We start from the raw sequence: 24,364 nt of genomic DNA on the forward strand, positions 1-24,364 counted from the left end.
CAGTCGGCGGCGAACCTAAGCAGGAGGCTGTGGACAACGCGGGGGTGGGCTGTGGAGGAGCGGGGCTGAGGGGCGGGTCGGAGCAGCGGCTAGAGTCGGCCGCATGACCAAGTGGGAATACGCAACTGTGCCGCTGCTCGTCCATGCCACGAAGCAGATTCTGGACACCTGGGGTGAGGACGGCTGGGAGCTCGTCCAGGTCGTGCCCGGGCCGAACAACCCCGAGCAGCTGGTGGCGTACCTGAAGCGGGAGAAGGCGTGAGCGGGGTCGTCGAGGCGCGGCTCGCGGAGCTGGGGCTGACGCTGCCGGCGGTCGTGCCGCCGCTGGCCGCGTATCAGCCCGCTGTGCGGTCCGGGGTGTACGTGTACACCTCCGGTCAGCTGCCGATGGTCGACGGGAAGCTTCCGGTCACCGGGAAGGTGGGGGCGGAGGTCACGGCCGAGGAGGCGAAGGCGCTGGCGCGGACGTGTGCGCTGAACGCGTTGGCGGCGGTGAAGTCGGTTGCCGGTGATCTGGATCTCGTCGCGCGTGTCGTGAAGGTCGTGGGGTTCGTGGCGTCGGCGTCGGACTTCACGGGGCAGCCGGGTGTCATCAACGGCGCGAGCGAGTTGCTGGGGGAGGTTCTCGGCGACAAGGGTGTGCATGCGCGGAGTGCGGTGGGGGTCGCGGTGCTGCCGCTGGACGCGCCGGTGGAGGTCGAGGTTCAGGTGGAGCTGGTCGGTCCGTAGTTTGTCTGCGGGTTCGGTGGGGGCGGGCGTTTTTGCGCAGTTCCCCGCGCCCCTGAGGGGCCTGCGGCGGCCCGTTGCGGTGTGGTGGGGGCGTGCGTAGCGCGTGCTGGTTCGTCTCGGGTCGGGGCCGGGGTGGGGGGTATCCGTCCTCGGTCCGGCGGCTCGGCCACCTACAAGGGGCCCTGTAACGGACGCCGGCCGCTGCGGGCGGACACCCCCCACCCCGTCCCCTTCACGCCGTCGGCGGCTTCAGGAGCGTCCACCGTCCCCACCGAGGGGCGCGGGGAACTGCGCGACCAGCCACGACGGACCCGCACCCGCCCGACAACCGAACCCGGCACCCCCGTAAGCGCCCGGCCCAAGCCCAGCGCAGCGGGGGCGCGGGGAACTGCGCGACCAGCCACGACGGACCCGCACCCGCCCCACAACCGGCCCCGGCACCCCCTCGAACATCCGCCCGGTAAGAGTTAGCCTCCGGCCATGGCAAACGGGCAGTGGTACCCAGCGGACTGGCCGGAGCGTATCCGTGCGCTCACGGACGGCGACCTCGTGCCGGTCGTGCCGAGACGCGCCGCGACCGTGATGCTGCTGAAGGACACGGCGACCGGGACCGTCGTGCACATGTTGCGCCGGCGGGCCTCGATGGCCTTCGCGGGGGGCGCGTACGCGTATCCCGGCGGTGGCGTCGACCCCCGGGACGACGAGCACCAGATCCACTGGGCGGGCCCCACGCGCGCGTGGTGGGCCGAGAGGCTCGGCGTGGACGAGACGGCGGCTCAGGCGATCGTGTGCGCGGCCGTGCGGGAGACGTACGAGGAGGCCGGGGTGCTGCTGGCCGGTCCGACGGCCGAGTCGGTGGTCGGGGACACCACGGGCGCGGAGTGGGAGGCCGACCGGGCCGCCCTCGTCGCCCGGGAGCTGTCCTTCGCCGAGTTCCTGGAGCGGCGGGGACTGGTGCTGAGGTCGGATCTGCTCGGGGGCTGGACCCGCTGGATCACCCCCGAGTTCGAGTCCCGCCGCTACGACACCTGGTTCTTCGTGGCCGCACTCCCCGAGGGCCAGCGCACGCGCAACGCCTCCACGGAGGCCGACCGCACGGTCTGGATCCGGCCCCAGGACGCGGCGGAGGGCTACGACAAGGGCGAGCTGCTGATGATGCCGCCCACCATCGCCACACTGCGGCAGATCGCCGCGTACGGCACCGCCGCCGACGCGCTCGCCGCGGCGCCCGAGCGTGACCTGACCCCCGTGCTCGCGCAGGCCCGGCTCGTGGACGGGCAGATCGTGCTCTCCTGGCCGGGGCACGACGAGTTCACCAAGCACATCCCGACCGGGGGAGCCTCCGTATGACCGACGCCGCAGCCCTTCCCGGCCAGCCGCGGGGCGGGGTCCTGTCGGGCCCCGCCACCGCGCGGGCCGTGAACGTCCTCGCGCCCAACGCCTCCGCGATGACCCTGGACGGCACCAACACCTGGATCCTGTCGGAGCCGGACTCGGACCTGGCGGTCGTGGTCGACCCCGGTCCGCTCGACGAGGGACATCTGCGGGCCGTCGTCGACACCGCCGGGGCCGCCGGGAAGCGCGTCGCCCTCACCCTGCTCACCCACGGCCACCCGGACCACGCGGAGGGCGCCGTCCGCTTCGCCGAGCTGACCGGCACCAGGGTGCGGGCCCTGGACCCGGCCCTGCGGCTGGGGGACGAGGGGCTCGGGGCCGGGGACGTGGTGCGCGTCGGCGGGCTGGAGCTCAGGATCGTACCGACGCCCGGGCACACCGCGGACTCGCTGTGCTTCCATCTCCCGGCCGATCAGGCGGTTCTGACCGGTGACACCGTCCTGGGGCGCGGTACGACCGTCGTGGCGCACCCCGACGGCCGCCTGGGCGACTATCTGGACTCCCTGCGCCGCCTGAGGTCCCTGACGGTCGACGACGGCGTCCACACCGTCCTGCCGGGCCACGGGCCGGTCCTGGAGGACGCCCAGGGTGCCGTCGAGTTCTATCTCGCGCACCGCGCCCACCGGCTCGCCCAGGTCGAGACGGCCGTGGAGAACGGACACCGGGCGCCCGGCGCCGTCGTAGAACACGTGTACGCGGATGTGGACCGCTCGCTGTGGCCGGCCGCCGAGCTGTCGGTGCGGGCGCAACTGGAGTACCTGGAGGAGCACGGGCTCATCTAGGGCCTCTCTGACCATTCCCGTCTGCCGCGCGACGCCCGGCACGCGCGCTCGCGGCGTTGCCGGAGCACCCACGTGACTCCTCCCTCACGCTCGAACCGGCTGCGCCGACTCGCGCGGGGGGACCCCCGTCGCGGGCGGCTCCGGCGCCTTGCGATCGCACGCACCGGACGCCGCGCGGCCCGCCCTGCGGGCGCACGACGGGAATGGTCAGACAGGCCCTAGGGCCCGTCGGTCCAAAGGGTCAGGGCCTCGGGGTCTTCGTGCCGTGCACGCGCGTGTACTCGTCGGCCAGCCAGGGGCCCAGATCGTCGACGTACGTCCGCAGTACGGCCGTGTCGGCGGTCGGGGCGTGGCCCAGGACGGCCGCCCGGCGTGCCTGGTCGGCCCGCTCCGGGTAGTACGCGGCGAAGATCTCGGCCATCTCGGCCAGGTCGCTCGTCCAGCCGTTCCAGCGGGGCATGACCAGGGTGAACGCGGTGCGGACCAGGTGGCGGGACATGAAGCGGACCAGGCGGCGCCGGGTGTCGTCGGAGTCCGCCGCCTCGACGCGTTCGCGCCAGCTGGGGAGCAGGAGGGCGAGGTCGCCGTTCGTCTCGCGGGCCAGGAGGGAGTCGGGGCGGTAGCGGGGCAGGTACTCCGCCAGGTCGTCGCCCAGCAGGGGCGTGCAGAGGCAGGCCACGAACCAGCCCAGATCGTGTCGCTCCAGGTCGCTCAGCAGCCGTGTCCGGCTGTACAGCAGCGTCCCTACGCCGTCGATCTGCCCGAACTCCCCGTCGAGCGCCTCCCCGAGCGCCCGTACGTCCTCCCGGTCCGCGTCGGTCGGCTCGTCCCGCAGCGCGAGCAGCAGGTCGAGGTCGCTGCGGCCCACGCGCGCGGTACCGCGCGGGATCGAGCCGTAGAGGTACGCACTGTGCAGCCTCGACCCGAACAGGCCGAGCACCCGGTCCCGCGCGGCCGCGACGACCGGGCGGAAGGGGTGCGGGACCCGTCCCAGGGATCCCTCGCGCTCGATGTAGCCCTGTGCGTCGAGTCCCTTTGAGGCGACAGGGGGAACGGTTTCGGCGGCCATGGGGCCACTGTGCCCGGGGGCGGGCCCGGGGACAGCTCATTTACGGCCCTGGGCGGGCCGTGTGGGGCCGAATGGGCCTCGGGGGCGTTCGGGGGCGGTGGGGTGGTCCGGATGCGCTGTGCGTGGGCTGAGAAGGCGCTGAGGCGGGTGGGAGGTGCTGCGGGAGCGGCCGGTGGCGGCCCATCCACCCGCTGGGGCTCCATCGACGGCCCCGGCGCCCGTCCGCACCCGCAGAGGCTCCTCTTCCGTACCCGCAGAGGCTCCTCTGCGGCCCCGGCACCCGTCCTCGCCAGTCCTCGCGCCCGGTGACACGACAAGGGCCCCGCCGTGCGGCAGGGCCCTTCGATGTCGTACGACGATCCGCGCTCAGCGTGAGCGCTTGGCGAGCCTCTCGACGTCCAGGAGGATCACCGCGCGGGCCTCCAGGCGCAGCCAGCCGCGCTGGGCGAAGTCGGCGAGGGCCTTGTTGACCGTCTCGCGGGAGGCGCCGACCAGCTGGGCCAGCTCCTCCTGCGTGAGGTCGTGGACGACGTGGATGCCCTCCTCGGACTGCACGCCGAAGCGGCGGGAGAGGTCGAGCAGGGCACGGGCCACGCGGCCGGGGACGTCCGAGAAGACCAGGTCGGACATCGCGTCGTTGGTGCGGCGCAGGCGGCGGGCGACGGCGCGCAGCAGGGCGGTGGCCACCTCGGGGCGGGCGTTCAGCCAGGGCTGGAGGTCGCCGTGGCCGAGGCCCAGCAGCTTGACCTCGGTCAGCGCGGTGGCGGTCGCCGTGCGCGGGCCCGGGTCGAACAGGGACAGTTCGCCGATGAGTTCGCCGGGGCCGACCACGGCGAGCATGTTCTCGCGGCCGTCCGGGGAGGTGCGGTGGAGCTTGACCTTGCCCTCGGTGACGACGTAGAGCCGGTCGCCCGGGTCGCCCTCGTGGAACAGGGAGTCGCCTCGCGCGAGGGTCACCTCACTCATGGAGGCGCGCAGTTCCGCGGACTGCTCGTCGTCGAGTGCCGCGAAGAGCGGGTTGCGCCGCAGAACGTCGTCCACGAGTTCTCTCCTTGTCGACCTGCTCAGGGGATCTTGTTCCCCCTTGGTACCAGGGGAACCCGGTGCCCATTTTGCCGGACGGTCCAAACAGTGTGATCTGTCACAAGGATGCCGCACACATGTCCCGGGGTAAGCGGCAGGGGTCCAATTGGGGGCCGGTCCTCGGGGTCCGGGGCGGATGTCAGTGCCGGGCCCTAGGCTGGCCGGGTGTCCAAAACGCCGGTGAGAGCACAGGCCGAGGGGGCTGGGCGGGTGGTTGCACGTCGAGATTCCGCTGTGGGCGAACAGGGCGCCGGGGGCGGAAAGAAAACGGCAAAAGCGGCAGGGAAGGCTCCGGTGGAGAAGAGGGCTTCGGCGAAGAAGGCGGCACCCGCCAAGAAGGCAGCCGCCGTCAAGAAGGCGGCTCCCGTGGCAAAGGCGACCGCCGCTCCCAAGAAGGCGGCGGCCTCGGTGAGGAAGGCGTCGGCCACGAAGACGGTCGTGCCGAAGCCGCCGAGGAACGAGTCGCACACCGCCCTCGTGCGCCGCGCCCGGCGTATCAACCGCGAGCTCGCGGAGGTGTTCCCGTACGCCCACCCCGAGTTGGACTTCGAGAACCCCTTCCAGCTGATCGTGGCCACCGTGCTGTCCGCGCAGACCACCGACCTGAGGGTCAATCAGACGACCCCGGCCCTCTTCGCGAAGTACCCCACCCCCGAGGACCTGGCGGCGGCGAACCCCGAGGAGGTCGAGGAGATCCTGCGGCCGACCGGGTTCTTCCGCGCCAAGACCAAGTCGGTGATAGGGCTTTCGAAGGCCCTCGTGGAGAACCACGCGGGTGAGGTCCCGGGGCGCCTCGAAGACCTCGTCAAGCTGCCGGGCGTGGGCCGCAAGACCGCCTTCGTGGTGCTCGGCAACGCTTTCGGGCGGCCCGGCATCACCGTGGACACGCACTTCCAGCGGCTGGTCAAGCGGTGGCAGTGGACCGCCGAGAGCGATCCCGACAAGATCGAGGCCGCCGTCGCCGCGCTCTTCCCCAAGAGCGACTGGACCGACCTGTCGCACCACGTCATCTGGCACGGCCGCCGCATCTGCCACGCCCGCAAGCCCGCCTGCGGCGCCTGCCCCATCGCCCCCCTCTGCCCGGCCTACGGCGAGGGCGAGACGGACCCGGACAAGGCGGCCAAGCTCCTCAAGTACGAGAAGGGCGGCTTCCCGGGCCAGCGCCTGAACCCCCCGCAGGCCTACCTGGACGCGGGCGGGAAGCCGGCGCCGCCCCTGGGAGCCGGCGGGTGAGGGGACGCGGGACGCGGCTGGGAGGAGAGGCGTGGCCCGGTGGCCGTGAACTCCGGCAGGAACGATCTAGGGCCCCTCGGGCGTTGAGCGGTGCAGGACGACGGGGGTGGCGATGACACGGGCGAGTCATACGGAGGGCGTGACGCTCAGCAAGGAGGGGCTGCCGGTCTGGCTGGACCCGGTGGTGCACGCGGTGGAGACGATCGAGCCGCTCCAGCTGAGCCGCTTCCTGCCACCGAAGAACGGCGCGGGCCGGCAGTCGGCCGTGCTGGTCCTGTTCGGCGAGGGCGAGCGCGGCCCCGAGCTGCTGCTCATGGAGCGGGCGAGTTCCCTCAGGTCGCATGCCGGGCAGCCGTCCTTCCCCGGCGGTGCCCTCGACCCGGAGGACGGCGACCCGCGGGGCGACGGCCCGCTCAGGGCCGCCCTGCGCGAGGCCGAGGAGGAGACCGGTCTCGACCCGCTCGGTGTCCAGCTCTTCGGCGTGCTGCCCAAGCTGTACATCCCGGTCAGCGGCTTCGTGGTGACCCCGGTGCTGGGCTGGTGGCGCGAGCCGAGCCCGGTAGGTGTCGTCGACCCGAACGAGACCGCCCGCGTCTTCACCGTCCCCGTGGCGGATCTCACGGATCCGGACAACCGTGCGACGACCGTCCACCCCAGCGGCCACCGAGGACCGGCATTCCTGGTCGAATCGGCCCTTGTCTGGGGGTTCACCGCCGGAATCATCGACCGGCTGCTGCACTTCGCGGGCTGGGAGCGCCCCTGGGACCGGGAGAAGCAGGTCCCGCTCGACTGGCGCGCATGACAGGGTGAACTCCGTGAACGTGCTGGACATCCTGTTGCTGGTCGCCGCCGTGTGGTTCGCGATCGTCGGCTATCGCCAGGGCTTCGTCGTCGGCATCCTGTCGGTGATCGGGTTCCTGGGCGGTGGTCTCGTCGCCGTCTACACCCTGCCCGTCATCTGGGACGCGGTGACCGACCACGCGGAGGTCGGCACCGTCGCCGCCGTGGTCGGAGTGGTCGTCGTCATCGTCTGCGCCTCCGTCGGCCAGGCCCTGACCACCCACATGGGCAACAAGCTGCGCCGATACATCACCTGGTCCCCGGCCCGCGCTCTGGACGCCACCGGCGGCGCCCTCGTCAACGTCCTCGCGATGCTCCTGGTCGCCTGGCTGATCGGCGCCACCCTCGCGCAGACCACGATGCCGACGGTCGGCAAGGAGGTCCGCGGCTCCAAGGTGCTGCTGGGCGTGCAGGAAGCCCTGCCCTCCGGCGCCGACACCTGGTTCAAGGACTTCACCTCCGTCCTCGCGCAGAACGGCTTCCCGCAGGTCTTCAGCCCGTTCTCCGACGAGCCGATCAAGGAGGTCCAGCCGCCCGACCCGAAGCTCGCCAACAGCGCGGTCGCCACCCGCTCCCAGCGTTCCATCGTCAAGGTCATGGGCACCGCGCAGAGCTGCGGCAAGGTCCTGGAGGGCACCGGCTTCGTCTTCGGCGACCGCCGCGTCATGACCAACGCGCACGTGGTGGGCGGGGTCGACGAACCCACCGTCCAGATAGGCGGCGAGGGCCGGAAGTACGACGCCACCGTCGTCCTCTACGACTGGCAGCGCGACATCGCCGTACTGGACGTACCCGATCTCAAGGCGCCCGCGCTGCAGTTCACGTCCGAGGACGCCGGCAGCGGGGACAACGCGATCGTCGCGGGCTTCCCGGAGAACGGCTCGTACGACGTGCGCGCCGCGCGGGTGCGCGGACGCATCGACGCCCACGGACCGGACATCTACCACCGCGGCACCGTCAGCCGCGATGTCTACTCCCTCTACGCGACCGTCCGCCAGGGCAACTCCGGCGGCCCGCTGCTCACCCCGGAGGGCAAGGTGTACGGCGTGGTCTTCGCGAAGTCGCTCGACGACCCCGACACCGGGTACGCGCTCACCGCGGACGAGATCCAGGAGGACATCGCCAAGGGGCGTACCGCGAACCAGCAGGTGGACAGCGACAGCTGCGCGCTCTGAGGGGTTCGCCGGAAGGGGCGCGTCAGCCTCGGGGGTGACGCAGGCGTACCGAGACCCAGCGGGCCCGGCGGCGCAGGATGCGCGGGATGCCCACCCTCAGGTCCGTGCCGCCCGCGAGTTGCGGGGCACCCCCCTGGTGGTGGGAGCTCAGGGCAGCGCCCGAGCGTCGATTGCGTGCTGCGTCACCGTAGTCGTGCGTCCAGCCCATACCCCGACGTGTGCCCCTGCCCCAAGGTCGATAACCTCCCCCACGCCCCCCAATTGGCCTATGCGCCGGGCAAGTGGCCGTTCGTAGGACAGGTGTTCAGATCCGGACACCGGGCGCGACGCTTCGGTCACCGATCGGGTTCGGGATCCTTCAGCCAATTGATCAGTTCGGTGGAGAAAGCGACCGGATCCTCTTCGTGCGGGAAGTGCCCGAGGCCGTCGAACAGCCGCCAGCGGTACGGCGCTTCGACGTACTCCCCGGAGCCCGCCGCGCTCCTGGTCCGCATCACCGGGTCGAGCGAGCCGTGCAGATGCAGGGTCGGCACGCGCACGGGCCGCTTCATGCGCCGGTTGAACTGGATGCCGTCGGGCCGCGCCATCGACCGCACCATCCAGCGGTACGGCTCGATCGAGCAGTGCGCCGTCGAGGGGATGCAGATCGCCTTGCGGTACGTCTCCACCGCCGCGTCGTCCGGCAGGCGCGGCCCGGACCAGTCCCGGATCAGCTCGGCGACCAGCGCGCCGTCGTCCGCCGTCAGCTGCCGCTCGGGGATCCAGGGCCGCTGGAACCCCCAGATGTAGGAGCCGGCCCGGGTCTGCCGGACGTCGGAGAGCATCGCGGAGCGCCAGCGCCGGGGATGCGGCATCGAGGAGACCGCGAGCCGCCGTACGAGCTTGGGGCGCATCGCGGCCGCCGTCCACGCCAGATAGCCGCCCAGGTCATGTCCGACCAGGGCGGCGTCCGGCTCGCCGAGCGAGCGGATCACACCGGTGACGTCGAGGGCCAGGTTGGCCGGGTCGTAGCCGCGCGGGGTGCGGTCGCTGCCGCCGACCCCGCGCAGGTCCATGGCCACGGCCCGGAAACCGGCGTCGGCGAGCGCCTCCAGCTGGTGCCGCCAGGTCCACCAGAACTGCGGGAACCCGTGCAGGAACATCACGAGCGGTCCGTCGCCCATCTCGGCGATGTGGAAGCGCGCGCCGTTGGCGGCCACGTCCCGGTGCGTCCAGGGACCGTCGGGCCGTACGAGAGAGGCGGGCTGCTGCGCCGGAGAGGCGGCGGGATCCGTCATGACGACGAGCGTGCCACAGCCTCGATGGCCTTCGTGTTTCGGACCCGCTCCTCGAGGACCTTGTTGTCGTTGTCGGGGCGCGGGTGCGGCTTGGCGTTCTGGAGGACGCCCGCCGTCTCCTTCATCGACGCGGCGACCTTCTGCGGGCCCTTGCCCTTCTGCGCCTTCTTCGCGAAGACCACGCCGACCAGCGCGAGGACCAGCGCGACGAGGACGTTGGCGGCGAAGGACAGCAGGAAGCAGACCGCGAGGTTCCAGTCGCTCCAGGTCCGGATGCCGTACGCCAGCGCGAAGTTCAGCATCGGCAGGGAGAACACCAGCACCGCGCCGGCCACGCTGAACATGCCGCCGCTCACGGCGCCACGCTTGACGTCCTGCTTCAGCTGCGCCTTCGCCAGCGCGATCTCGTCGTGCACCAGCGCGGACATCTCGGTCGTCGCCGAGGCGAACAGCTGGCCGATGCTGCGTTCGGCGCCGACCGGGCTGCCGTCGGGTGCGCTCATCGCGGTCTCCCTCTTCATCGGGACTCTTTTGTATGCCGTGTCTTTTGTACCGTCCCGTCAGATCATGCCCGACGGTCGTCGTCCTCGCCTGCCCCGCCCGTCACTTCGGCAAGCCGCTCGGCTCTCTTGAGCTCGGCGATCCGGCGGTGTTCGGCGGCCTTGCGCTCGTGGATGGCCGCCATGCGCAGGTGGTACGCCGGGTCGTCCTCCTCGTAGACGTCCGGGATGCCGTCGTGGTCCTCGTCGCGCTCCTCGGTCTCGTACAGCCGCCGGTACTTGGCGTTGCGCAGCTTCAGCAGCACGGTCGCCAGGGTGGCCGCGGTGAGCGAGCCGACGAGTACGGCGGCCTTGACCTCGTCGGTCATGGTGGCGTCGCCGTCGAAGGCGAGCTCCCCGATGAGCAGCGACACCGTGAACCCGATGCCGGCCAGGGTCGCCACCGCGAACACGTCGGCCCACTCGAGGTCGTCGCTGAGCGAGGCCCGGGTGAAGCGGGCCGTGAGCCAGGTCCCGCCGAAGATGCCGATCGCCTTGCCGAGGACCAGTCCGAGGACCACGCCCAGCGTCTCGGGCCGGGTGAACACATCCCCGAGCGCGCCGCCGGAGACGGAGACGCCCGCGCTGAAGAGGGCGAACAGGGGGACGGCCAGGCCCGCCGAGAGCGGTCGTACGAGATGCTCGATCCGCTCGCCCGGGGAGTGCTCCTCGTCATCGCGCCGCGTGCAGCGCAGCATCAGGCCCATCGCCACGCCCGCGATGGTGGCGTGCACCCCGCTGTTGTACATCAGCGCCCAGATCACCAGCGCGAGCGGGACGTAGACGTACCACCCGCGCACGCCCTTGCGCAACAGCACCCAGAAGACCGCGAGGCCCGCGGCCGCGCCGCCGAGCGCGGCGAAGTCGATGTCGGCGGTGAAGAAGACCGCGATGATCAGGATCGCGAAGAGGTCGTCGACGACGGCGAGGGTGAGCAGGAAGGCGCGCAGCGCGCTCGGCAGCCAGGTGCCGATGACGGCGAGCACGGCGAGCGCGAAGGCGATGTCCGTGGCGGTGGGCACGGCCCAGCCGGACAGGGAGCCGCCGCCGGTGAGGTTGGTGAGCGTGTAGACGAGCGCCGGTACGGCCATCCCGCACAGGGCGGCGACCACGGGCAGCGCGGCCGCCCTGGGGTCCTTGAGGTCACCGGCGACGAGTTCGCGCTTGAGTTCGATGCCGGCGACGAAGAAGAAGATCGCGAGCAGGCCGTCGGCGGCCCAGTGGGCGACGGACAGGTCGAGTCCGAGGGCGGCGGGGCCCAGGTGGTGATGGCTGACGCTCGCGTAGCTGTCGGCCAGCGCGGGGACGTTCGCCCAGATCAGCGCGGTGATCGCGGCGGCGAGCAGCAGGACACCGCCGACCGTCTCGGTGCGCAGCGCGTCCGCGACGAAGGTCCGCTCGGGGAGGGAGAGCCGTCCGAGGACCTTGCGAGTGGGCGCGGCCATGAGGGTGACCTCCGGTCGGTGGGCAGGGCGGGGCTGATCGCCGACCAGACTTCCCGGCACACCTTGAGGATCACGTTGTTTTGTTTAGCTTACCTAAAAGGGGTGCCCGGCGCGTTTCGGTGCCGGGCACCCCCTTCTGGAACGGGTCAGTCCTCGCTGGGCGCGGCCGGCAGCTTGGCCTGGATGAGGTCCATGACCGTGGAGTCCGTCAGCGTGGTGACGTCACCGAGCTGGCGGTTCTCGGCCACGTCCCGCAGCAGCCGGCGCATGATCTTGCCGGAGCGGGTCTTCGGCAGCTCCTGCACCGGCAGGATCCGCTTCGGCTTGGCGATCGGGCCGAGGGTGGCGCCGACGTGGTTGCGCAGCTCGGCGACGAGGCTCTCGTCCTCCGCGTTCGCGGTGCCGCGCAGGATCACGAAGGCGACGATGGCCTGCCCGGTCGTCTCGTCGGCGGCACCGACGACGGCGGCCTCGGCGACCGACGGGTGCGACACCAGCGCCGACTCCACCTCGGTGGTGGAGATGTTGTGGCCGGACACGAGCATGACGTCGTCCACGCGGCCGAGGAGCCAGATGTCGCCGTCGTCGTCCTTCTTCGCGCCGTCGCCGGCGAAGTACTTGCCCTCGAAGCGCGACCAGTACGTGTCCAGGAAGCGCTGGTCGTCACCCCAGATGGTGCGCAGCATCGACGGCCACGGCTCGGTGAGGACCAGGTAGCCGCCCCCGCCGTTCGGGACCTCGTTGGCCTCGTCGTCGACGACGGTCGCGGAGATGCCGGGCAGCGGGGTCTGCGCGGAGCCGGGCTTGGTCGCGGTGACACCGGGCAGCGGGGAGATCATCATGGCGCCGGTCTCGGTCTGCCACCAGGTGTCCACGATCGGCGTCCGGTCGGCGCCGATGTGCTTGCGGTACCAGATCCACGCCTCGGGGTTGATCGGCTCGCCCACCGACCCCAGCACCCGCAGGCTGCTGAGGTCGAACTTCGCGGGGATGTCGTCACCCCACTTCATGAAGGTGCGGATGGCGGTCGGGGCGGTGTAGAGGATCGTGACCCCGTACTTCTGGATGACCTCCCAGAAGCGGCCCTGGTGCGGGGTGTCGGGGGTGCCCTCGTACATGACCTGGGTGGCGCCGTTGGCGAGCGGGCCGTAGACGATGTACGAGTGCCCGGTGACCCAGCCGACGTCGGCGGTGCACCAGTAGACGTCGGTCTCCGGCTTGAGGTCGAAGACGGCGTGGTGGGTGTACGCGGCCTGGGTGAGGTAGCCGCCGGAGGTGTGCAGGATGCCCTTGGGCTTACCCGTGGTGCCGGACGTGTAGAGGATGAACAGCGGCTGCTCGGCGTGGAACGCCTCGGGCGTGTGCTCGGCCGGCTGCCGGTCCACGACCTCGTGCCACCACACGTCCCGGCTGTCGTCCCAGGCGACCTCCTGGCCGGTACGGCGCACCACGAGCACGTGCTCGACGTTGCCGGCCTTGGCGACCGCCTCGTCGACGGCGGGCTTGAGCGCGGACGGCTTGCCACGGCGGTAGCCGCCGTCGCTGGTGATGACCACGCGCGCGTCGGCGTCCTGGATCCGGGTCGCGAGCGCGTCCGCGGAGAAGCCGCCGAAGACCACGGAGTGCGCGGCGCCGATCCGGGCGCACGCGAGCATCGCGACCGCGGTCTCCGGGATCATCGGCATGTAGACGGCGACCCGGTCGCCCTTCTGGACCCCCAGCTCCAGCAGCGCGTTCGCCGCCTTGGAGACCTCGTCCTTGAGCTCGGCGTAGGTGATCGCGCGGCTGTCGCCGGGCTCGCCCTCGAAGTGGATGGCGACCCGGTCGCCGTGGCCCGCCTCGACATGCCGGTCGACGCAGTTGTACGCCACATTGAGCTCGCCGTCCTGGAACCACTTCGCGAACGGCGGGTTCGACCAGTCCAGCGTCTCGGTCGGCTCCTTGGCCCAGCTCAGTCGGCGTGCTTGCTCGGCCCAGAAACCGAGCCGGTCAGCCTTGGCCTGCTCATACGCCTCCGCTGTGACGTTGGCGTGTGCGGCCAGGTCGGCGGGGGGTGCGAACCTGCGCTCTTCCTTGAGCAGGTTGGCCAGGCTTTCGTTGCTCACGGCATCTGCCTTTCCCAGGGTGTCCGTTGTGTCCCAGGCCACAGCTCATCAGACCGGGGGTGCGATGACAAGGGCCGACCTGCAATTGGTTTAGACCTGTGGACCCATCGAGTCCGGCGGCCGGCCCATCCGTACCCACGGACGCCGACCAGGCAGAGTTCAGCACGTGTAACGCCTTTCACACCCCGGGCCAAGTACGGGTGAAGCGCCATCGACGCAGTACGTGAAGGGAGCCCGGGTGGATGGGATACAGGGGTTACGGGGTGGGCCGCGGGCGGCGGCCCGCGACCCCCAGCTCTTCGAGGAGTTCTACCGGCGCCATGTGGACGCGATGACGTCCTTCGTGGCCCGGCGGGTCGCGGACCCGCACACTGTGGCCGACCTGACCGCCGAGATCTTCCTCGCGGTCCTGGACTCGGCCCACACCTACCGCGCTTCCCGGGGCAGCGAACGGGCGTGGCTGTACGGCATCGCCCGCAATGTCGTCTCGGGGGAGCGCCGCCGGGTGGCCCGCGAGACGGACCGCGACCGGCGTATCTCCGGCCGGCGGCTGCTGGAGCCCGACGACATCGCCCGCCTGGAGGACAAGCTCGACGCGGAGAGCCCGGGCCGCCGCGCCCTCTCCGCTCTGGAACGGCTCCCCGCGGGGGAGAGAGCCGTCCTGGAACTCGTCGCGGTCGACGACCTCACGGTCGGCGAGGCCGCGACGGCGTTGGGGATCAGCCAGGTGGCGGCGCGTGTACGGCTGCACAGGGCGCGCAAGTCCCTGCGGGAGTCGGCGGAGTCACCGGGCGGGGAGCCGTTCGGCACCTCGCTCTCGTACGTCACGGAAGCAACCGGGGGAGAGGCATGACGACGAGGACGACCTTCGAGGACCGGCTGTTGGCGGAGTTGAAGGGGGAGATCGAGCGGCGGGAGTCCGCGCCGGTGCCGACCGTACGGCGGCGGGTGCTGACGGGGCGCAGGCTGACTCTCGTCATGGCGGCCTGCGTGGCCGTCGTGCTCGGGGTGGTGTCGGTGCCCGGCACTCCGGCGGGTTCCGCGGCATACGGGTTGGAGCGGCACGGCGACGGCAGCGTGACGCTCACCGCCAAGGACCAGGAGATCGACGTGGACGCCCAGCGTGAACTCGCGCGGAAGCTGGTCCCGAACGGTATCGCGACGGACGTGCAGATCCTCCGCCCCGGCTATGTCTGCGCGGGCGACACGGTGCTCTGGGGACAGAACGACCGGGGGGAGCGAGTGCCGCTCTTCGTCCAGCAATGGGGACGGAAGATCACCCTGCACCGGGGCAATGTGCTGGTCTTCGTGAACCGCAACGACAGGGACACGCCGTACCGGGTCTACGTCTTTCCGACCGAGGCCGACGTCAAGCCCTGTGTCCCGGTGAAGCCGACACCCGAACGGCTCCGGGCCTAGGCCTGTCCGGTGGTGTGCGGCTCTCTCCCGGCCCGGAGGAGCCGCACACCACCGAGGCTCACGCCGGCAGATCCGCCGCCGCGTGCACCTGGTCGAACAGCCCGTCCCCGTCCGTCCCGGTGAGCAGGTACGCCTGCGCCTCGCCCACGTGGAAGTACATCCCGTGCAGCTCCAACTCCCCTTGCCGCAGGGCCCGGGCGACCGAGTCATGGGCGCTGAGGTGCTCCAACTGCTGCACCACGTTGGTCAGACAGAGCTGCTCGACCGCGTCGGCGGGTGCCCGCCCGGCCAGCTTCGCCCAGGAGCGGCTGTCGTCGGCCATCCGCTCCAGGCTCGGCAGCCCGTGCCGCAGCCACCGCTTCAGCGGGGTGCGGGTGCCGCCCGGCTCGGAGTTGAGCAGCGCCTGCATGGCTCCGCAGCCGGAGTGTCCGCACACCGTGATGGACCGGACCTTCAGCACGTCCACCGCGTACTCGATCGCGGCGGCCACCGAGTCGTCCCCGCTCTCCTCGCCGGGCAGCGGCACGAGGTTGCCCACATTGCGCACCACGAAGAGGTCGCCCGGACCACTGGAGGTGATCATCGAGGTGACCAGCCGTGAGTCGGCGCAGGTGAGGAAGAGCTGGGTCGGCTGCTGACCCTCGCGCGCCAGCCGGGCCAGCTCGCCCCGCACGATCGGCGCGGTGTTGCGCTGGAACGCGCTGATGCCACGGGCCAGTTCATGCCCACCCGGGCCCGGAGAGCCTGGGAGGCCGGGCGATCCACCGGGTCCAACAGGTCCGCTGCGTCCGCCAAGTCCGTCAGGTGTGCCCGGGCCGGTGGGTGCGTCCGATCCGGCGGCGGGTCCGGCCGATCCGCTCGGTCCACGTGCCCCAGTCGATCCGCCTGCTCCGCTCGGTCCACCTGCTTCAGTCGATGCGTCTGCTGCGGTCGCTCCACCTGTCGGTGTCGTTCCACTTGCTCGACCCGGACCACCTGCTCCACCTGCTCCACCCCCTTCATCCGGCCCGCCCGTCTCGCCGGACGCCTCGGCGCCCGAGACGGCCGGCGTCAGCGCCGACCCCGCCGTCAGAGCAGCCGCAGCGTTGGGAAGCTCGCACTGGTGGTTGCGCCAGGCCGTCCAGGGGCGGCAGCGGCAGTCGGCGGCACCGGACGGCTCGGCGATCCGGGTGCCCGGGCTGCGCCCGGTCAGCTCGACGGAGCCGCCCTGCGCGGTGTGCGTCTTCTGCCAGTCCTGGAGCGACTCGAAGGCCGCGTGGTCCATGAACGATCCGTCCAACTCCACGACCGCCGTGGACCCCTGGGGGACCAGATGCAGGGCCCTGCTGAGCCGGGGCACCGCGAGGAACGTCAACTGGCCTCGGACATGTACGTGATGGACTCCTTCCCTTTCGTGGTGCGTGATGCGGGTGCGGGTGAGGCGGTGCAGGGAGACGCCGACGGCCATGGCGATCCCGAGGGTGACGCCCTCCAGGACGCCGAAGAGGACGACGCCGAGGGTGGTGACGGCGTAGACCAGCACTTCGCGGTGGCGGGTCACCGTACGAATGTGGTTCAGGGACACCATCTGGATGCCGACGGCCATCACCAGGGCGGCGAGCGAGGCCAGCGGGATGAACTCCAGGACGGGGACCATCAGCAGTGCGGCGATCACTACGAGAACGCCGTGCAGCATCGTGGAGTTCCGGCTGACGGCACCGGCTTGGACATTCGCCGAACTGCGCACCGCCACACCGGCGACGGGCAGTCCACCGAGCGTGCCAGAGACGATGTTGGCGGCGCCCTGTCCGAGCAGCTCGCGGTCCAGGTCGGAGCGGCCGACGCGGGCCCCCCGGCGGGCTCCCGGGCCGGCGGCGAGCAGGTCGGGGCGTCCGGCCACCAGCTTGTCCACGGCGACCGCGCCGAGCAGCGACTGCACGCTGCACACCAGCGTGGTGGTGAGCACGGCCGCCACCAGGCCGAGCGCGGGGCCCTCGGGCAGTCCGGCCAGGGCGTGACTGCTCCAGGACGGCAGATCGACCTTGGGCAGGGTCAGCCCGGTGAGGGAGGCGGCGGTGGTGGCCCCGGCGACCGCGACGAGCGCCGCCGGGATCCGGCGCAGCAGCTGACCGGCCCGGCCGGGGATGCGCGGCCAGAGGAAGAGCAGCGCCAGGGTCAGCGCGCTGACCGACACGGCTGCGGGCTGGACCCGCGCCAACTGGGCGGGCAGTCCGCGGAGGTTGTCGAGGACGGCGCTCTGCGGGGTGCCGCCCAGGACGATGTGCAGCTGGGCGACGGCGATGGTGACGCCGATGCCGGCGAGCATGCCGTGCACGATCGCGGGGCTGACGGCGAGCGCGGTGCGGGCCACGCGCAGGCAGCCGAGGCCGAGTTGGACCACGCCGGCCAGGACGGTGATGGCGCAGGTGGTCCGCCAGCCGTAGCGGTGGATGAGGTCGGCGGTGACCACGGTGAGTCCGGCGGCGGGGCCGCTGACCTGGAGCGGGCAGCCGCCGAGGCGGCCGGCCACGATCCCGCCGACGGCGGCGGCCACGAGACCGGCCTGGAGGGGCGCGCCGGTGGCGAGGGCGATGCCGAGGGACAGGGGCAGGGCGATCAGGAAGACCGCGATCGAGGCCGACACATCGGCGCCCGCGATGCGGAAGCGGCGGGGCGGGGTCGGCGGCGGGCTGTGCGGTGGATGGACGTGACTCGCGCGGTGCGAGTCGCTCGGGTCGGTGGCTCGGGTGGGTACGCAGGCTGACATTGTTCCCGTCTCCTCCGGGGCAGCGCGGTCGCGAACAGGTGGTCCCCCGTCGATGGCGGGGGGTCGGGTCGGCGGCCGTGGGTCACGGCGTGCAGCGGCGGGATGATCAACGCTCGGTAAATGGATCGTAATGCAGAGTAAAGGCCAGGCATAGACTTTCCGGGCAAATGGGTTAATGAATCACCTGCATGGGTGAAGTGGCAATTTCATCGGCTTGTCGTACTAATTCCTTCTCGGTCCCGTGCGAGCTTGGCGGCGCTGTCGTTGGCCCCGAGAGAAGGAAGAAGGTGGGCGGAAATGGCCGCCACCCAGAGGATTGCCGCGGGAGCCGTGGTCGCCGCGGTCTGCGCCGCCTCGCTCGCCGGTTGTGCGACCGGCACCGACAACTCCGAGGGAGGAGCCGCCGGACCGCTGAAGGCGAAGGCCGCCAAGGCGCCTCCCAAGAAGGTGTTCCGCCTGATCGGCGACGGCTCCACCGCCTACACCGGAGCCCAGCCGCACCTGCCCAGAGCCGAACGCCTCAAGCCCGGCGAGAAGCCCCCGCAGTTCGTGGTGTTCTCCTGGGACGGCGCCGGCGAGGACAGCCAGAAGCTGTTCTCCCACTTCCGTGAGGTCGCCAAGGAGAACCACGCGACCATGACGTACTTCCTCAGCGGCGTGTACATGCTGCCGGAGGACAAGCGCGCCGAGTACAGGCCGCCGCAGCACTCCCCGGGCCGCTCGGACATCGGCTTCAACGACGAACAGGGCATCGCCGACACCGTCAAGCAGCTGCGCCTCGCGTGGCTGGAGGGCAACGAGATCGGCACCCACTTCAACGGCCACTTCTGCGGCAAGGGCGGTGGCGTCGGCGAGTGGTCGGTGGCGGACTGGAAGGACGAGATCGCCCAGGCGAAGAAGTTCGTGAAGTCCTGGAAGACCAACACCGGGATGACGAAGGCCTCCCCGCTGCCCTTCGACTACGACAAGGAGCTCATCGGCGCCCGCACCCCCTGCCTGGAGGGCCAGAAGAACTTCATGACGGCCGCGGGCGAGCTCGGTTTCCGCTACGACACCAGCGGTGTCAACGAGCAGCTGTGGCCCCGGAAGAAGCAGGGCCTGTGGGACCTGTCGATGCAGCTCGTGCCCTTCCCCGGGCACTCCTACGAGCAGCTCACCATGGACTACAACTTCATGGTCAACCAGTCCGGCACCAGGACCCAGGGAGACCCCGCCAAGTACGCCTTCTGGGGCGACCAGATGCGCGACGGCCTGCTCAAGGGCTTCTACCGGGCCTACGACGGCAACCGGGCACCGCTGATCATCGGCAACCACTTCGAGTCCTGGAACGGCGGCACCTACATGCGCGCCGTCAAGGAGACCATCGAGCGGGTGTGCAACAAGCCCGACGTGCGCTGCGTCTCCTTCCGGCAGCTCGCGGACTGGCTGGACGCCCAGGACCCGAACACCCTGGAGAAGCTGCGCACCCTGAACGTCGGCGAGGCACCGAAGGAGGGCTGGCCTGCCTTCCTGGACGGCCGGCCGGCCCCGGCACCGAAGGGCGTACCCGGGGCCCCGGCGGCCAAGAAGCAGTAGGTGTCCGGCGGTTGTCTCAGACCGCCGCCACCGCGCTCTCGCCGAGCACGAACGAGGGGTCGACCTGCGCCGCCAGGTCGGCCCCGGTGCGCTCGTTGCCCCAGGACTCGGCGTTCTTCAGGTGGAAGTGCACCATCTGCCGGGTGTAGCGCTCCGGGTCGCGCAGGTCGTACGTCGCGTCGGCGGCCGTCCGCAGCCGCTGCAGGGCACGGCGGTTGACGTCCTCCAGAAGCGCGAACCGGGGCGGCCGGCCCTTCTCCAGCGCCCGCACCCAGTCGGAGTGCCCGACCGTCACCAGCAGGTCGCCCCCGACTTCGGCGCGGAGGAAGTCGAGATCGTCCTGGCCCTGCACCTTGTTGCCGACGACCTTCAGCGTGACGCCGTAGTCGCGGGCGTACTCCTTGTACTGGCGATAGACGGAGACCCCCTTACGGGTCGGTTCGGCGACGAGGAACGTGATGTCGAAGCGGGTGAACATGCCGGAGGCGAAGGAGTCGGAGCCCGCGGTCATGTCCACCACGACGTACTCGCCCCGCCCGTCCACCAGGTGGTTCAGGCACAGCTCCACCGCTCCGGTCTTGGAGTGGTAGCAGGCGACCCCCAGGTCGGCGTCGGTGAAGGGGCCGGTGACCATCAAACGGACGACGTCGCCGTCGAGTTCCACCGGCCGGGCGCACGCGTCGTAGACCGGGTTGTCCTCGCACACCCGCAGCAGCCGGGAGCCCTCGCCGGGTGGGGTGGTCTTGATCATCTCGGTGGCGGAGGTGATCCGCGGGTTGGCGCCGCGCAGGTACTCCTTGATCAACGGCAGCCGCTCGCCCAGGGCGGGCAGCGCGGCCGCCTCCGCCTCGTCCAGGCCGAGTGCCGGGCCCAGGTGCTGGTTGATGTCGGCGTCGACGGCGATCACCGGTGCTCCGGTGGCCGCGAGATGGCGGATGAACAGGGAGGACAGGGTGGTCTTGCCGCTGCCGCCCTTCCCGACGAAAGCAATTTTCATGTTCACGAAGAGTAGTCGTGTCATAGCTGTACGTGTCAGACGCGCGTGAAGAAGACCACTCCATCGTGGGGTGCGGGGCGGGGGTGCGTAATGTCGTACTCATGAGTACGACAGGCGCGACCGCCGACCCGCTCGCGGCCCTGGGCTCGCTGCCCGGCGTGGCCGATTCCGTGGAGTCCGTGCGCAAGTCCGTGGACCGGGTCTACGGGCACCGTGTCATGCGGCGCCGCAGCAACGAGATCACCTCCGAGGCGGCCCTGCGCGGCGCCCGCGGCTCGGCCGCGCTGTCCGGCGCGGACTGGGCCCTCGAAGAGGTGCGCAGGCGCTCGGACTTCGGTGTCGACGACGAGGCGCGGGTCATGGGCGCGGCCCTGCGGCTGACCTCAGAGGCCGGCCAACTGCTGTCCATCTGGCGGCAGTCGCCCCTGCGGGTGCTGGCCCGGCTGCACCTGGTGGCCGCGGCGAGCGACGAGGACGAGGTCGGGCGCCCACGTCAGGCCGGCGAGGACGTCCACGAGCCGCTCATCGAGCTGCCGCTGCCCGGCGCGGCCGAGGTCTCGGGTCGGCTCGAGGGGCTTTCCGAGCTGATCATCGCCGGCAGTGCCGCACCCGCCCTGGTCACGGCGGCCGTGGTACAGGGCGAGCTCCTCGCGCTGAGGCCCTTCGTCTCCCACAACGGCCTGGTCGCGCGGGCGGCCGCGCGGATCGTCCTGGTGGGCAGCGGCCTCGACCCGAAGTCGGTCTGCCCGGCGGAGGTCGGTCACGCCGAACTGGGCCGCGCGGCCTACCTGGCGGCGCTCGACGGATACGTCTCCGGCACCCCCGAGGGCATGGCCGCCTGGTTCGCCCACTGCGGCAACGCGATCGAACTGGGGGCGCGCGAGTCGACGGCGGTGTGCGAGGCGCTCCAGCGCGGGGCGGCGTAACCGTAGGCGTAGAAAAGGCCCTCTCGACAGAGGGCCCCTGAACAGGGTTGCGGCGGTACGAGGATTCGTACCGCCGCTGGCATGTTCACCGGGTTACCAAGCGTCCTCGATATGTTGCCCATCAGGTCGGGAACTTTGCCCGTCACCTGGTGCGGCTGGCCCGTAATCGACGGGTCGACGTCGCGTGGGTGCTCGGTGTCCATGCTCGGTCCGTGGGGCCAAATGCGTTATTAAGGTGATCCTCTCGGATGTCCTTGGTCTCGCGGGCCGTTAACCCCTTTGTACTCCTGGACCCGGGCAAGCGGAACCCCCGCCGACCGTTCTTTACTTTTATCCTCAAATAGGCGTCAAGTGTGCTGAATCGCCTCACGCCACCGTCGACCGGCGCCGGTTCGCGTACCAGACGAGGCCGGCGGTGGCCGCCGCAGCTCCTATCGCGGCGACCGCCACGAGCGCCGGACGGGGCGGTACGGCGAACCCGGGCAGCCGCTGCTTGAGCCGTACCGGGCGGTGGAAATCGAGAATCGGCCACCCGCGCGCGAGAGCCTCGCGGCGCAGGGTGCGGTCCGGGTTGACGGCGTGCGGACGGCCCACGGCCTCGAGCATCGGCAGGTCGGTCGCCGAGTCGCTGTAGGCGTAGCAGCGCTCCAGGTCGTACCCCTCGGACTCGGCCAGCTCCTTGATCGCCTCGGCTTTCGTCGGGCCGTACGCGTAGTACTCCACCTCGCCGGTGAAGCAGCCGTCCTCGCCGACGACCATGCGGGTGGCCACCACCCGGTCCGCGCCCAGGAGTTCGCCGATCGGTTCCACCACCTCGGCGCCCGACGTGGACACGATGACGACGTCGCGCCCGGCGGTGTGGTGCTCCTCGATGAGGGACGCGGCCTCGTCGTAGATGATCGGGTCGATCAGGTCATGGAGGGTTTCGGCCACGATCTCCTTGACGTGCTGGACGTTCCAGCCGCGCACGAGCGCGGAGAGGTACTCGCGGGTGCGCTCCATCTGGTCGTGGTCCATACCGCCGACGAGGAAGACGAACTGGGCATAGGCGGTCCGCAAGGCGGCCCTGCGGTTGATCAGGCCGCCTTGGTAGAACGACTTGCTGAACGTGAGGGTGCTCGACTTCGCAATGACCGTCTTGTCCAGGTCAAAGAAGGCAGCTGTGCGGGGCAAGGAGTGGTTTTCCACGACCCCGAGCATAGGCGCAGCCCATTCGGCGTAAGCTGGGGCGCGTGGGTTTGCCTGAGAAGCGTCTCGGGTACACCATGGAAGTCACGGATCGTTCGCGACCGTGCTAACCCGGCCCGGCTCCTCCCCCCCCGAGTCGGCCGTGGAGACGACCCCCACTCTCCCCCCCGGTGGGGGTCGTCGCATGTCCGGGGGCATTTTCTCTCTTCTGATCGCGGTCTGCGGCCGCTGCGAGGCGGTTTCGGCCGCCTCTTTCCCATGCCCATGATCCGTCACTGTACGTAGCGGCCGTGCTGCTCTGCGGAGGTCGCACAGGGGTACCGCGGGACTCACCGGTATGGGTGACGGCGATATTCACAACCGCTGAGTTGTCCACAGTTATCGACCAAGATCCACACGATTTCCGGGATCGCTGCACCGTGATTCCCACGCATCCCGCTCGGGCCGACTTCATGGCCGGTTCCGGTTAGTCGGGTGTGTTTGGCCGGTTCGTATCGGCCGCTCATATGGAGGCCGCTTGCCGGTTCTTCACATGTTTGGGAATCGCGGGGCCGAAGGGGCCGCGTGAGAGAGGCGACGCGCCGGCCGTTTCGGGGGCCTTCGGGCGTCGCAGCGAAGGGGGATGAGGACGTGGCCGCAGCCGTCACACACGATCCGCCGCCCGCCGCCGGAGGGCGGCAGGGGCAGCCGTTGATCGTCACGGAGGACGAGGACCTGCTGGACGACCTGCTGCGCCTGTGCGCGGCGGCCGGGGCGAAACCCGAGGTGCACCACGGGCTGCCGGAGCGCAGAGGCAGCTGGGAGGCCGCCCCGCTGGTCCTGGTCGGCGACGACGCCGCACGGCGCGTGCGCGGAGCCGCGCGCCGGCGCGGAGTGGTGCTCGTGGGCCGGGACCAGGACGACTCCGGGGTGTGGAAACGGGCCGTCGAGATCGGCGCCGACCACGTCCTGATGCTGCCGGACGGCGAGCAGTGGCTGGTCGACCGCATCGCCGACGTCGCCGAGGGCGTCGGCCGGCCGGCCCTCACCGTCGGCGTCATCGGCGGCCGGGGCGGGGCGGGCGCCTCCACGCTCGCGTGCGCCCTCGCCGTCACCTCCGCGCGTGAAGGCCTGCGCACCCTCCTCGTGGACGCGGATCCACTGGGCGGCGGACTCGACGTACTCCTCGGCGGCGAGAGCACCGAGGGGCTGCGCTGGCCCGCGTTCGCCGCCTCGCGCGGGCGGGTCGGGGGCGGCGCCCTGGAGGAGTCGCTGCCCCGGCTGCACTCGCTGCGGGTGCTGAGCTGGGACCGCGGCGACCGTATCGCCGTCCCGGCCCCGGCCGTCCGGGCGGTGCTCGCCGCGGCCCGGCGCCGGGGCGGCACGGTCGTCGTCGACCTGCCCCGCCGCCTCGACGACGGCGTGGCCGAGGCCCTCGCCCAGCTCGACCTCGGGATCCTCGTGGTCCCCGCCGAACTGCGCGCCCTCGCCGCGGCCGGCCGCGTGGCCGCCGCCGTGGGCATGGTCCTGCGCGACCTGAGGGTGGCGGTACGCGGCCCGTACGCCCCCGGCCTCGACGACCGCGAGGTGGCCCGGCTGCTGGGTCTGCCGCTGGTGGGCGAGGTGCCGGTGGAGTCGTCGCTGCAACGGCCGCACGGAGGTGAGGCGCCACCGGGCGCGGCGGCACGGGGGCCGCTCGCGCGGTTCTGCAAGGAGTTCTGGGAGCGGGCGCTGGCGGAGGCGGGGGTCGCGTGAGCGGGAACTTCGAGGGGGCGTGGGGGGATGGGCCGTCCGGCGGTGGGGCGGGGTGGGCCGGGGCGAGTTCTCAGGCTCAGGCCCGGGTTCGGTCATGGTCGCGCTCG

The 24,364-nt window shown here is 71.3% G+C and carries 22 protein-coding genes; 12 read left to right on the forward strand and 10 right to left on the reverse strand.

The window, feature by feature from the left end; genetic code table 11:
* The first annotated feature begins 103 nt into the window (after nucleotides 1–103).
* The 4 genes from sp36 to AC2XR2_RS24890 all read left to right on the forward strand — a co-directional run bounded on the left by sp36 (nucleotide 104) and on the right by AC2XR2_RS24890 (nucleotide 2,906).
* Complete coding sequence (gene sp36, locus AC2XR2_RS24875) at nucleotides 104–262, forward strand: Sp36 family protein (protein WP_003967454.1); 159 nt, start codon at nucleotides 104–106, stop codon at nucleotides 260–262.
* Nucleotides 259–729 (forward strand): RidA family protein, encoded by a 471-nt coding sequence (locus tag AC2XR2_RS24880; RefSeq protein WP_330265361.1) that lies wholly within the window; start codon nucleotides 259–261, stop codon nucleotides 727–729. Before sp36 ends, AC2XR2_RS24880 begins: the two co-directional genes overlap by 4 nt.
* 480 nt (nucleotides 730–1,209) lie before the next feature.
* The gene (locus AC2XR2_RS24885) at nucleotides 1,210–2,079 is read left to right on the forward strand and encodes an NUDIX hydrolase (protein WP_491516348.1); all 870 of its coding nucleotides are present in this window, start codon (nucleotides 1,210–1,212) and stop codon (nucleotides 2,077–2,079) included.
* On the forward strand, nucleotides 2,076–2,906 hold the full coding sequence (locus tag AC2XR2_RS24890) for an MBL fold metallo-hydrolase (RefSeq protein WP_491516349.1): 831 nt from the start codon (nucleotides 2,076–2,078) through the stop codon (nucleotides 2,904–2,906). The genes AC2XR2_RS24885 and AC2XR2_RS24890 overlap by 4 nt, the downstream gene beginning before the upstream one ends.
* Nucleotides 2,907–3,147: 241 nt before the next feature.
* Here the strand turns inward: AC2XR2_RS24890 and AC2XR2_RS24895 are convergent, their stop codons facing one another.
* Nucleotides 3,148–3,975, reverse strand: a complete 828-nt coding sequence (locus AC2XR2_RS24895) for a nucleotidyltransferase (RefSeq protein WP_491516350.1) — start codon at nucleotides 3,973–3,975, stop codon at nucleotides 3,148–3,150.
* Nucleotides 3,976–4,341: 366 nt separating this feature from the next.
* On the reverse strand, nucleotides 4,342–5,016 hold the full coding sequence (locus AC2XR2_RS24900) for a Crp/Fnr family transcriptional regulator (protein ID WP_015658871.1): 675 nt from the start codon (nucleotides 5,014–5,016) through the stop codon (nucleotides 4,342–4,344).
* Nucleotides 5,017–5,352: 336 nt separating this feature from the next.
* Between AC2XR2_RS24900 and nth the strand changes: the two genes are divergently transcribed.
* The 3 genes from nth (at nucleotide 5,353) to AC2XR2_RS24915 (ending at nucleotide 8,306) form a co-directional block, all read left to right on the forward strand.
* Nucleotides 5,353–6,291, forward strand: a complete 939-nt coding sequence (nth, locus tag AC2XR2_RS24905) for an endonuclease III (protein ID WP_491516351.1) — start codon at nucleotides 5,353–5,355, stop codon at nucleotides 6,289–6,291.
* A 112-nt stretch (nucleotides 6,292–6,403) separates the two neighbouring features.
* Entirely contained in the window at nucleotides 6,404–7,093 is a 690-nt protein-coding gene (locus AC2XR2_RS24910) for an NUDIX hydrolase (protein ID WP_330265356.1), read from the forward strand.
* Nucleotides 7,094–7,106: 13 nt separating this feature from the next.
* Nucleotides 7,107–8,306, forward strand: a complete 1,200-nt coding sequence (locus AC2XR2_RS24915; protein ID WP_491516352.1) for a MarP family serine protease — start codon at nucleotides 7,107–7,109, stop codon at nucleotides 8,304–8,306.
* Between the two features lie 22 nt (nucleotides 8,307–8,328).
* Here the strand turns inward: AC2XR2_RS24915 and AC2XR2_RS24920 are convergent, their stop codons facing one another.
* The 5 genes from AC2XR2_RS24920 to acs form a co-directional block, all read right to left on the reverse strand.
* A complete protein-coding gene (locus AC2XR2_RS24920; RefSeq protein WP_330265354.1) occupies nucleotides 8,329–8,514 on the reverse strand; it encodes a hypothetical protein in 186 nt (61 codons plus the stop codon).
* A gap of 127 nt (nucleotides 8,515–8,641) precedes the next feature.
* Nucleotides 8,642–9,583, reverse strand: coding sequence for an alpha/beta fold hydrolase (locus AC2XR2_RS24925; protein ID WP_123762206.1), 942 nt, complete (start codon nucleotides 9,581–9,583; stop codon nucleotides 8,642–8,644).
* Nucleotides 9,580–10,086: a phage holin family protein gene (locus AC2XR2_RS24930; RefSeq protein WP_123765102.1), complete on the reverse strand. Its 507-nt coding sequence runs from the start codon at nucleotides 10,084–10,086 to the stop codon at nucleotides 9,580–9,582. Before AC2XR2_RS24930 ends, AC2XR2_RS24925 begins: the two co-directional genes overlap by 4 nt.
* Nucleotides 10,087–10,148: 62 nt before the next feature.
* Nucleotides 10,149–11,567 (reverse strand): Na+/H+ antiporter NhaA, encoded by a 1,419-nt coding sequence (nhaA, locus tag AC2XR2_RS24935; RefSeq protein ID WP_491516353.1) that lies wholly within the window; start codon nucleotides 11,565–11,567, stop codon nucleotides 10,149–10,151.
* A 146-nt stretch (nucleotides 11,568–11,713) separates the two neighbouring features.
* Nucleotides 11,714–13,672, reverse strand: coding sequence for an acetate--CoA ligase (acs, locus tag AC2XR2_RS24940; protein ID WP_491516354.1), 1,959 nt, complete (start codon nucleotides 13,670–13,672; stop codon nucleotides 11,714–11,716).
* Between the two features lie 247 nt (nucleotides 13,673–13,919).
* Between acs and AC2XR2_RS24945 the strand changes: the two genes are divergently transcribed.
* Both AC2XR2_RS24945 and AC2XR2_RS24950 read left to right on the forward strand, forming a co-directional pair.
* A complete protein-coding gene (locus AC2XR2_RS24945; RefSeq protein ID WP_491518491.1) occupies nucleotides 13,920–14,525 on the forward strand; it encodes an RNA polymerase sigma factor in 606 nt (201 codons plus the stop codon).
* Entirely contained in the window at nucleotides 14,522–15,091 is a 570-nt protein-coding gene (locus AC2XR2_RS24950) for a hypothetical protein (protein ID WP_491516355.1), read from the forward strand. Before AC2XR2_RS24945 ends, AC2XR2_RS24950 begins: the two co-directional genes overlap by 4 nt.
* A gap of 58 nt (nucleotides 15,092–15,149) precedes the next feature.
* Here AC2XR2_RS24950 and AC2XR2_RS24955 read toward each other — a convergent pair whose 3' ends face one another.
* Nucleotides 15,150–17,837 carry a bifunctional SulP family inorganic anion transporter/carbonic anhydrase gene (locus AC2XR2_RS24955; protein WP_491516356.1) on the reverse strand — a complete coding sequence of 896 codons (2,688 nt, stop codon included), beginning with the start codon at nucleotides 17,835–17,837 and terminating at the stop codon, nucleotides 15,150–15,152.
* Between the two features lie 297 nt (nucleotides 17,838–18,134).
* On the opposite strand from AC2XR2_RS24955, the gene AC2XR2_RS24960 reads away from it, so the two are divergent.
* A complete protein-coding gene (locus AC2XR2_RS24960; RefSeq protein ID WP_381302750.1) occupies nucleotides 18,135–19,412 on the forward strand; it encodes a polysaccharide deacetylase family protein in 1,278 nt (425 codons plus the stop codon).
* A gap of 16 nt (nucleotides 19,413–19,428) precedes the next feature.
* On the opposite strand, the gene AC2XR2_RS24965 is transcribed toward AC2XR2_RS24960, so the two are convergent.
* Nucleotides 19,429–20,409, reverse strand: coding sequence for an ATP-binding protein (locus AC2XR2_RS24965; protein ID WP_491516357.1), 981 nt, complete (start codon nucleotides 20,407–20,409; stop codon nucleotides 19,429–19,431).
* Between the two features lie 101 nt (nucleotides 20,410–20,510).
* Between AC2XR2_RS24965 and AC2XR2_RS24970 the strand changes: the two genes are divergently transcribed.
* A complete protein-coding gene (locus tag AC2XR2_RS24970; RefSeq protein ID WP_491516358.1) occupies nucleotides 20,511–21,335 on the forward strand; it encodes a Fic family protein in 825 nt (274 codons plus the stop codon).
* A 366-nt stretch (nucleotides 21,336–21,701) separates the two neighbouring features.
* Here AC2XR2_RS24970 and AC2XR2_RS24975 read toward each other — a convergent pair whose 3' ends face one another.
* Nucleotides 21,702–22,535, reverse strand: a complete 834-nt coding sequence (locus tag AC2XR2_RS24975) for an HAD family hydrolase (RefSeq protein WP_330265346.1) — start codon at nucleotides 22,533–22,535, stop codon at nucleotides 21,702–21,704.
* A gap of 618 nt (nucleotides 22,536–23,153) precedes the next feature.
* Between AC2XR2_RS24975 and ssd the strand changes: the two genes are divergently transcribed.
* Complete coding sequence (gene ssd, locus AC2XR2_RS24980) at nucleotides 23,154–24,257, forward strand: septum site-determining protein Ssd (RefSeq protein ID WP_381302753.1); 1,104 nt, start codon at nucleotides 23,154–23,156, stop codon at nucleotides 24,255–24,257.
* The last annotated feature ends 107 nt before the right edge of the window (nucleotides 24,258–24,364 follow it).

It is taken from the genome of Streptomyces sp. LS-MS-L19 (assembly GCF_058382285.1).

What these genes read in the sequence shown, in the direction of transcription:
- AC2XR2_RS24930 (WP_123765102.1), bottom strand. Translation starts at nt 10,086, where the DNA reads ATGAGCGCACCCGACGGCAGCCCGGTCGGCGCCGAACGCAGCATCGGC.
- AC2XR2_RS24955 (WP_491516356.1), bottom strand. Translation starts at nt 17,837, where the DNA reads ATGTCAGCCTGCGTACCCACCCGAGCCACCGACCCGAGCGACTCGCAC.
- AC2XR2_RS24960 (WP_381302750.1), top strand. Translation starts at nt 18,135, where the DNA reads ATGGCCGCCACCCAGAGGATTGCCGCGGGAGCCGTGGTCGCCGCGGTC.
- AC2XR2_RS24965 (WP_491516357.1), bottom strand. Translation starts at nt 20,409, where the DNA reads ATGAAAATTGCTTTCGTCGGGAAGGGCGGCAGCGGCAAGACCACCCTG.
- nhaA (WP_491516353.1), bottom strand. Translation starts at nt 11,567, where the DNA reads ATGGCCGCGCCCACTCGCAAGGTCCTCGGACGGCTCTCCCTCCCCGAG.
- AC2XR2_RS24970 (WP_491516358.1), top strand. Translation starts at nt 20,511, where the DNA reads ATGAGTACGACAGGCGCGACCGCCGACCCGCTCGCGGCCCTGGGCTCG.
- sp36 (WP_003967454.1), top strand. Translation starts at nt 104, where the DNA reads ATGACCAAGTGGGAATACGCAACTGTGCCGCTGCTCGTCCATGCCACG.
- AC2XR2_RS24920 (WP_330265354.1), bottom strand. Translation starts at nt 8,514, where the DNA reads ATGGGCTGGACGCACGACTACGGTGACGCAGCACGCAATCGACGCTCG.
- AC2XR2_RS24925 (WP_123762206.1), bottom strand. Translation starts at nt 9,583, where the DNA reads ATGACGGATCCCGCCGCCTCTCCGGCGCAGCAGCCCGCCTCTCTCGTA.
- AC2XR2_RS24910 (WP_330265356.1), top strand. Translation starts at nt 6,404, where the DNA reads ATGACACGGGCGAGTCATACGGAGGGCGTGACGCTCAGCAAGGAGGGG.
- AC2XR2_RS24975 (WP_330265346.1), bottom strand. Translation starts at nt 22,535, where the DNA reads ATGCTCGGGGTCGTGGAAAACCACTCCTTGCCCCGCACAGCTGCCTTC.
- AC2XR2_RS24885 (WP_491516348.1), top strand. Translation starts at nt 1,210, where the DNA reads ATGGCAAACGGGCAGTGGTACCCAGCGGACTGGCCGGAGCGTATCCGT.
- AC2XR2_RS24890 (WP_491516349.1), top strand. Translation starts at nt 2,076, where the DNA reads ATGACCGACGCCGCAGCCCTTCCCGGCCAGCCGCGGGGCGGGGTCCTG.
- AC2XR2_RS24950 (WP_491516355.1), top strand. Translation starts at nt 14,522, where the DNA reads ATGACGACGAGGACGACCTTCGAGGACCGGCTGTTGGCGGAGTTGAAG.
- AC2XR2_RS24895 (WP_491516350.1), bottom strand. Translation starts at nt 3,975, where the DNA reads ATGGCCGCCGAAACCGTTCCCCCTGTCGCCTCAAAGGGACTCGACGCA.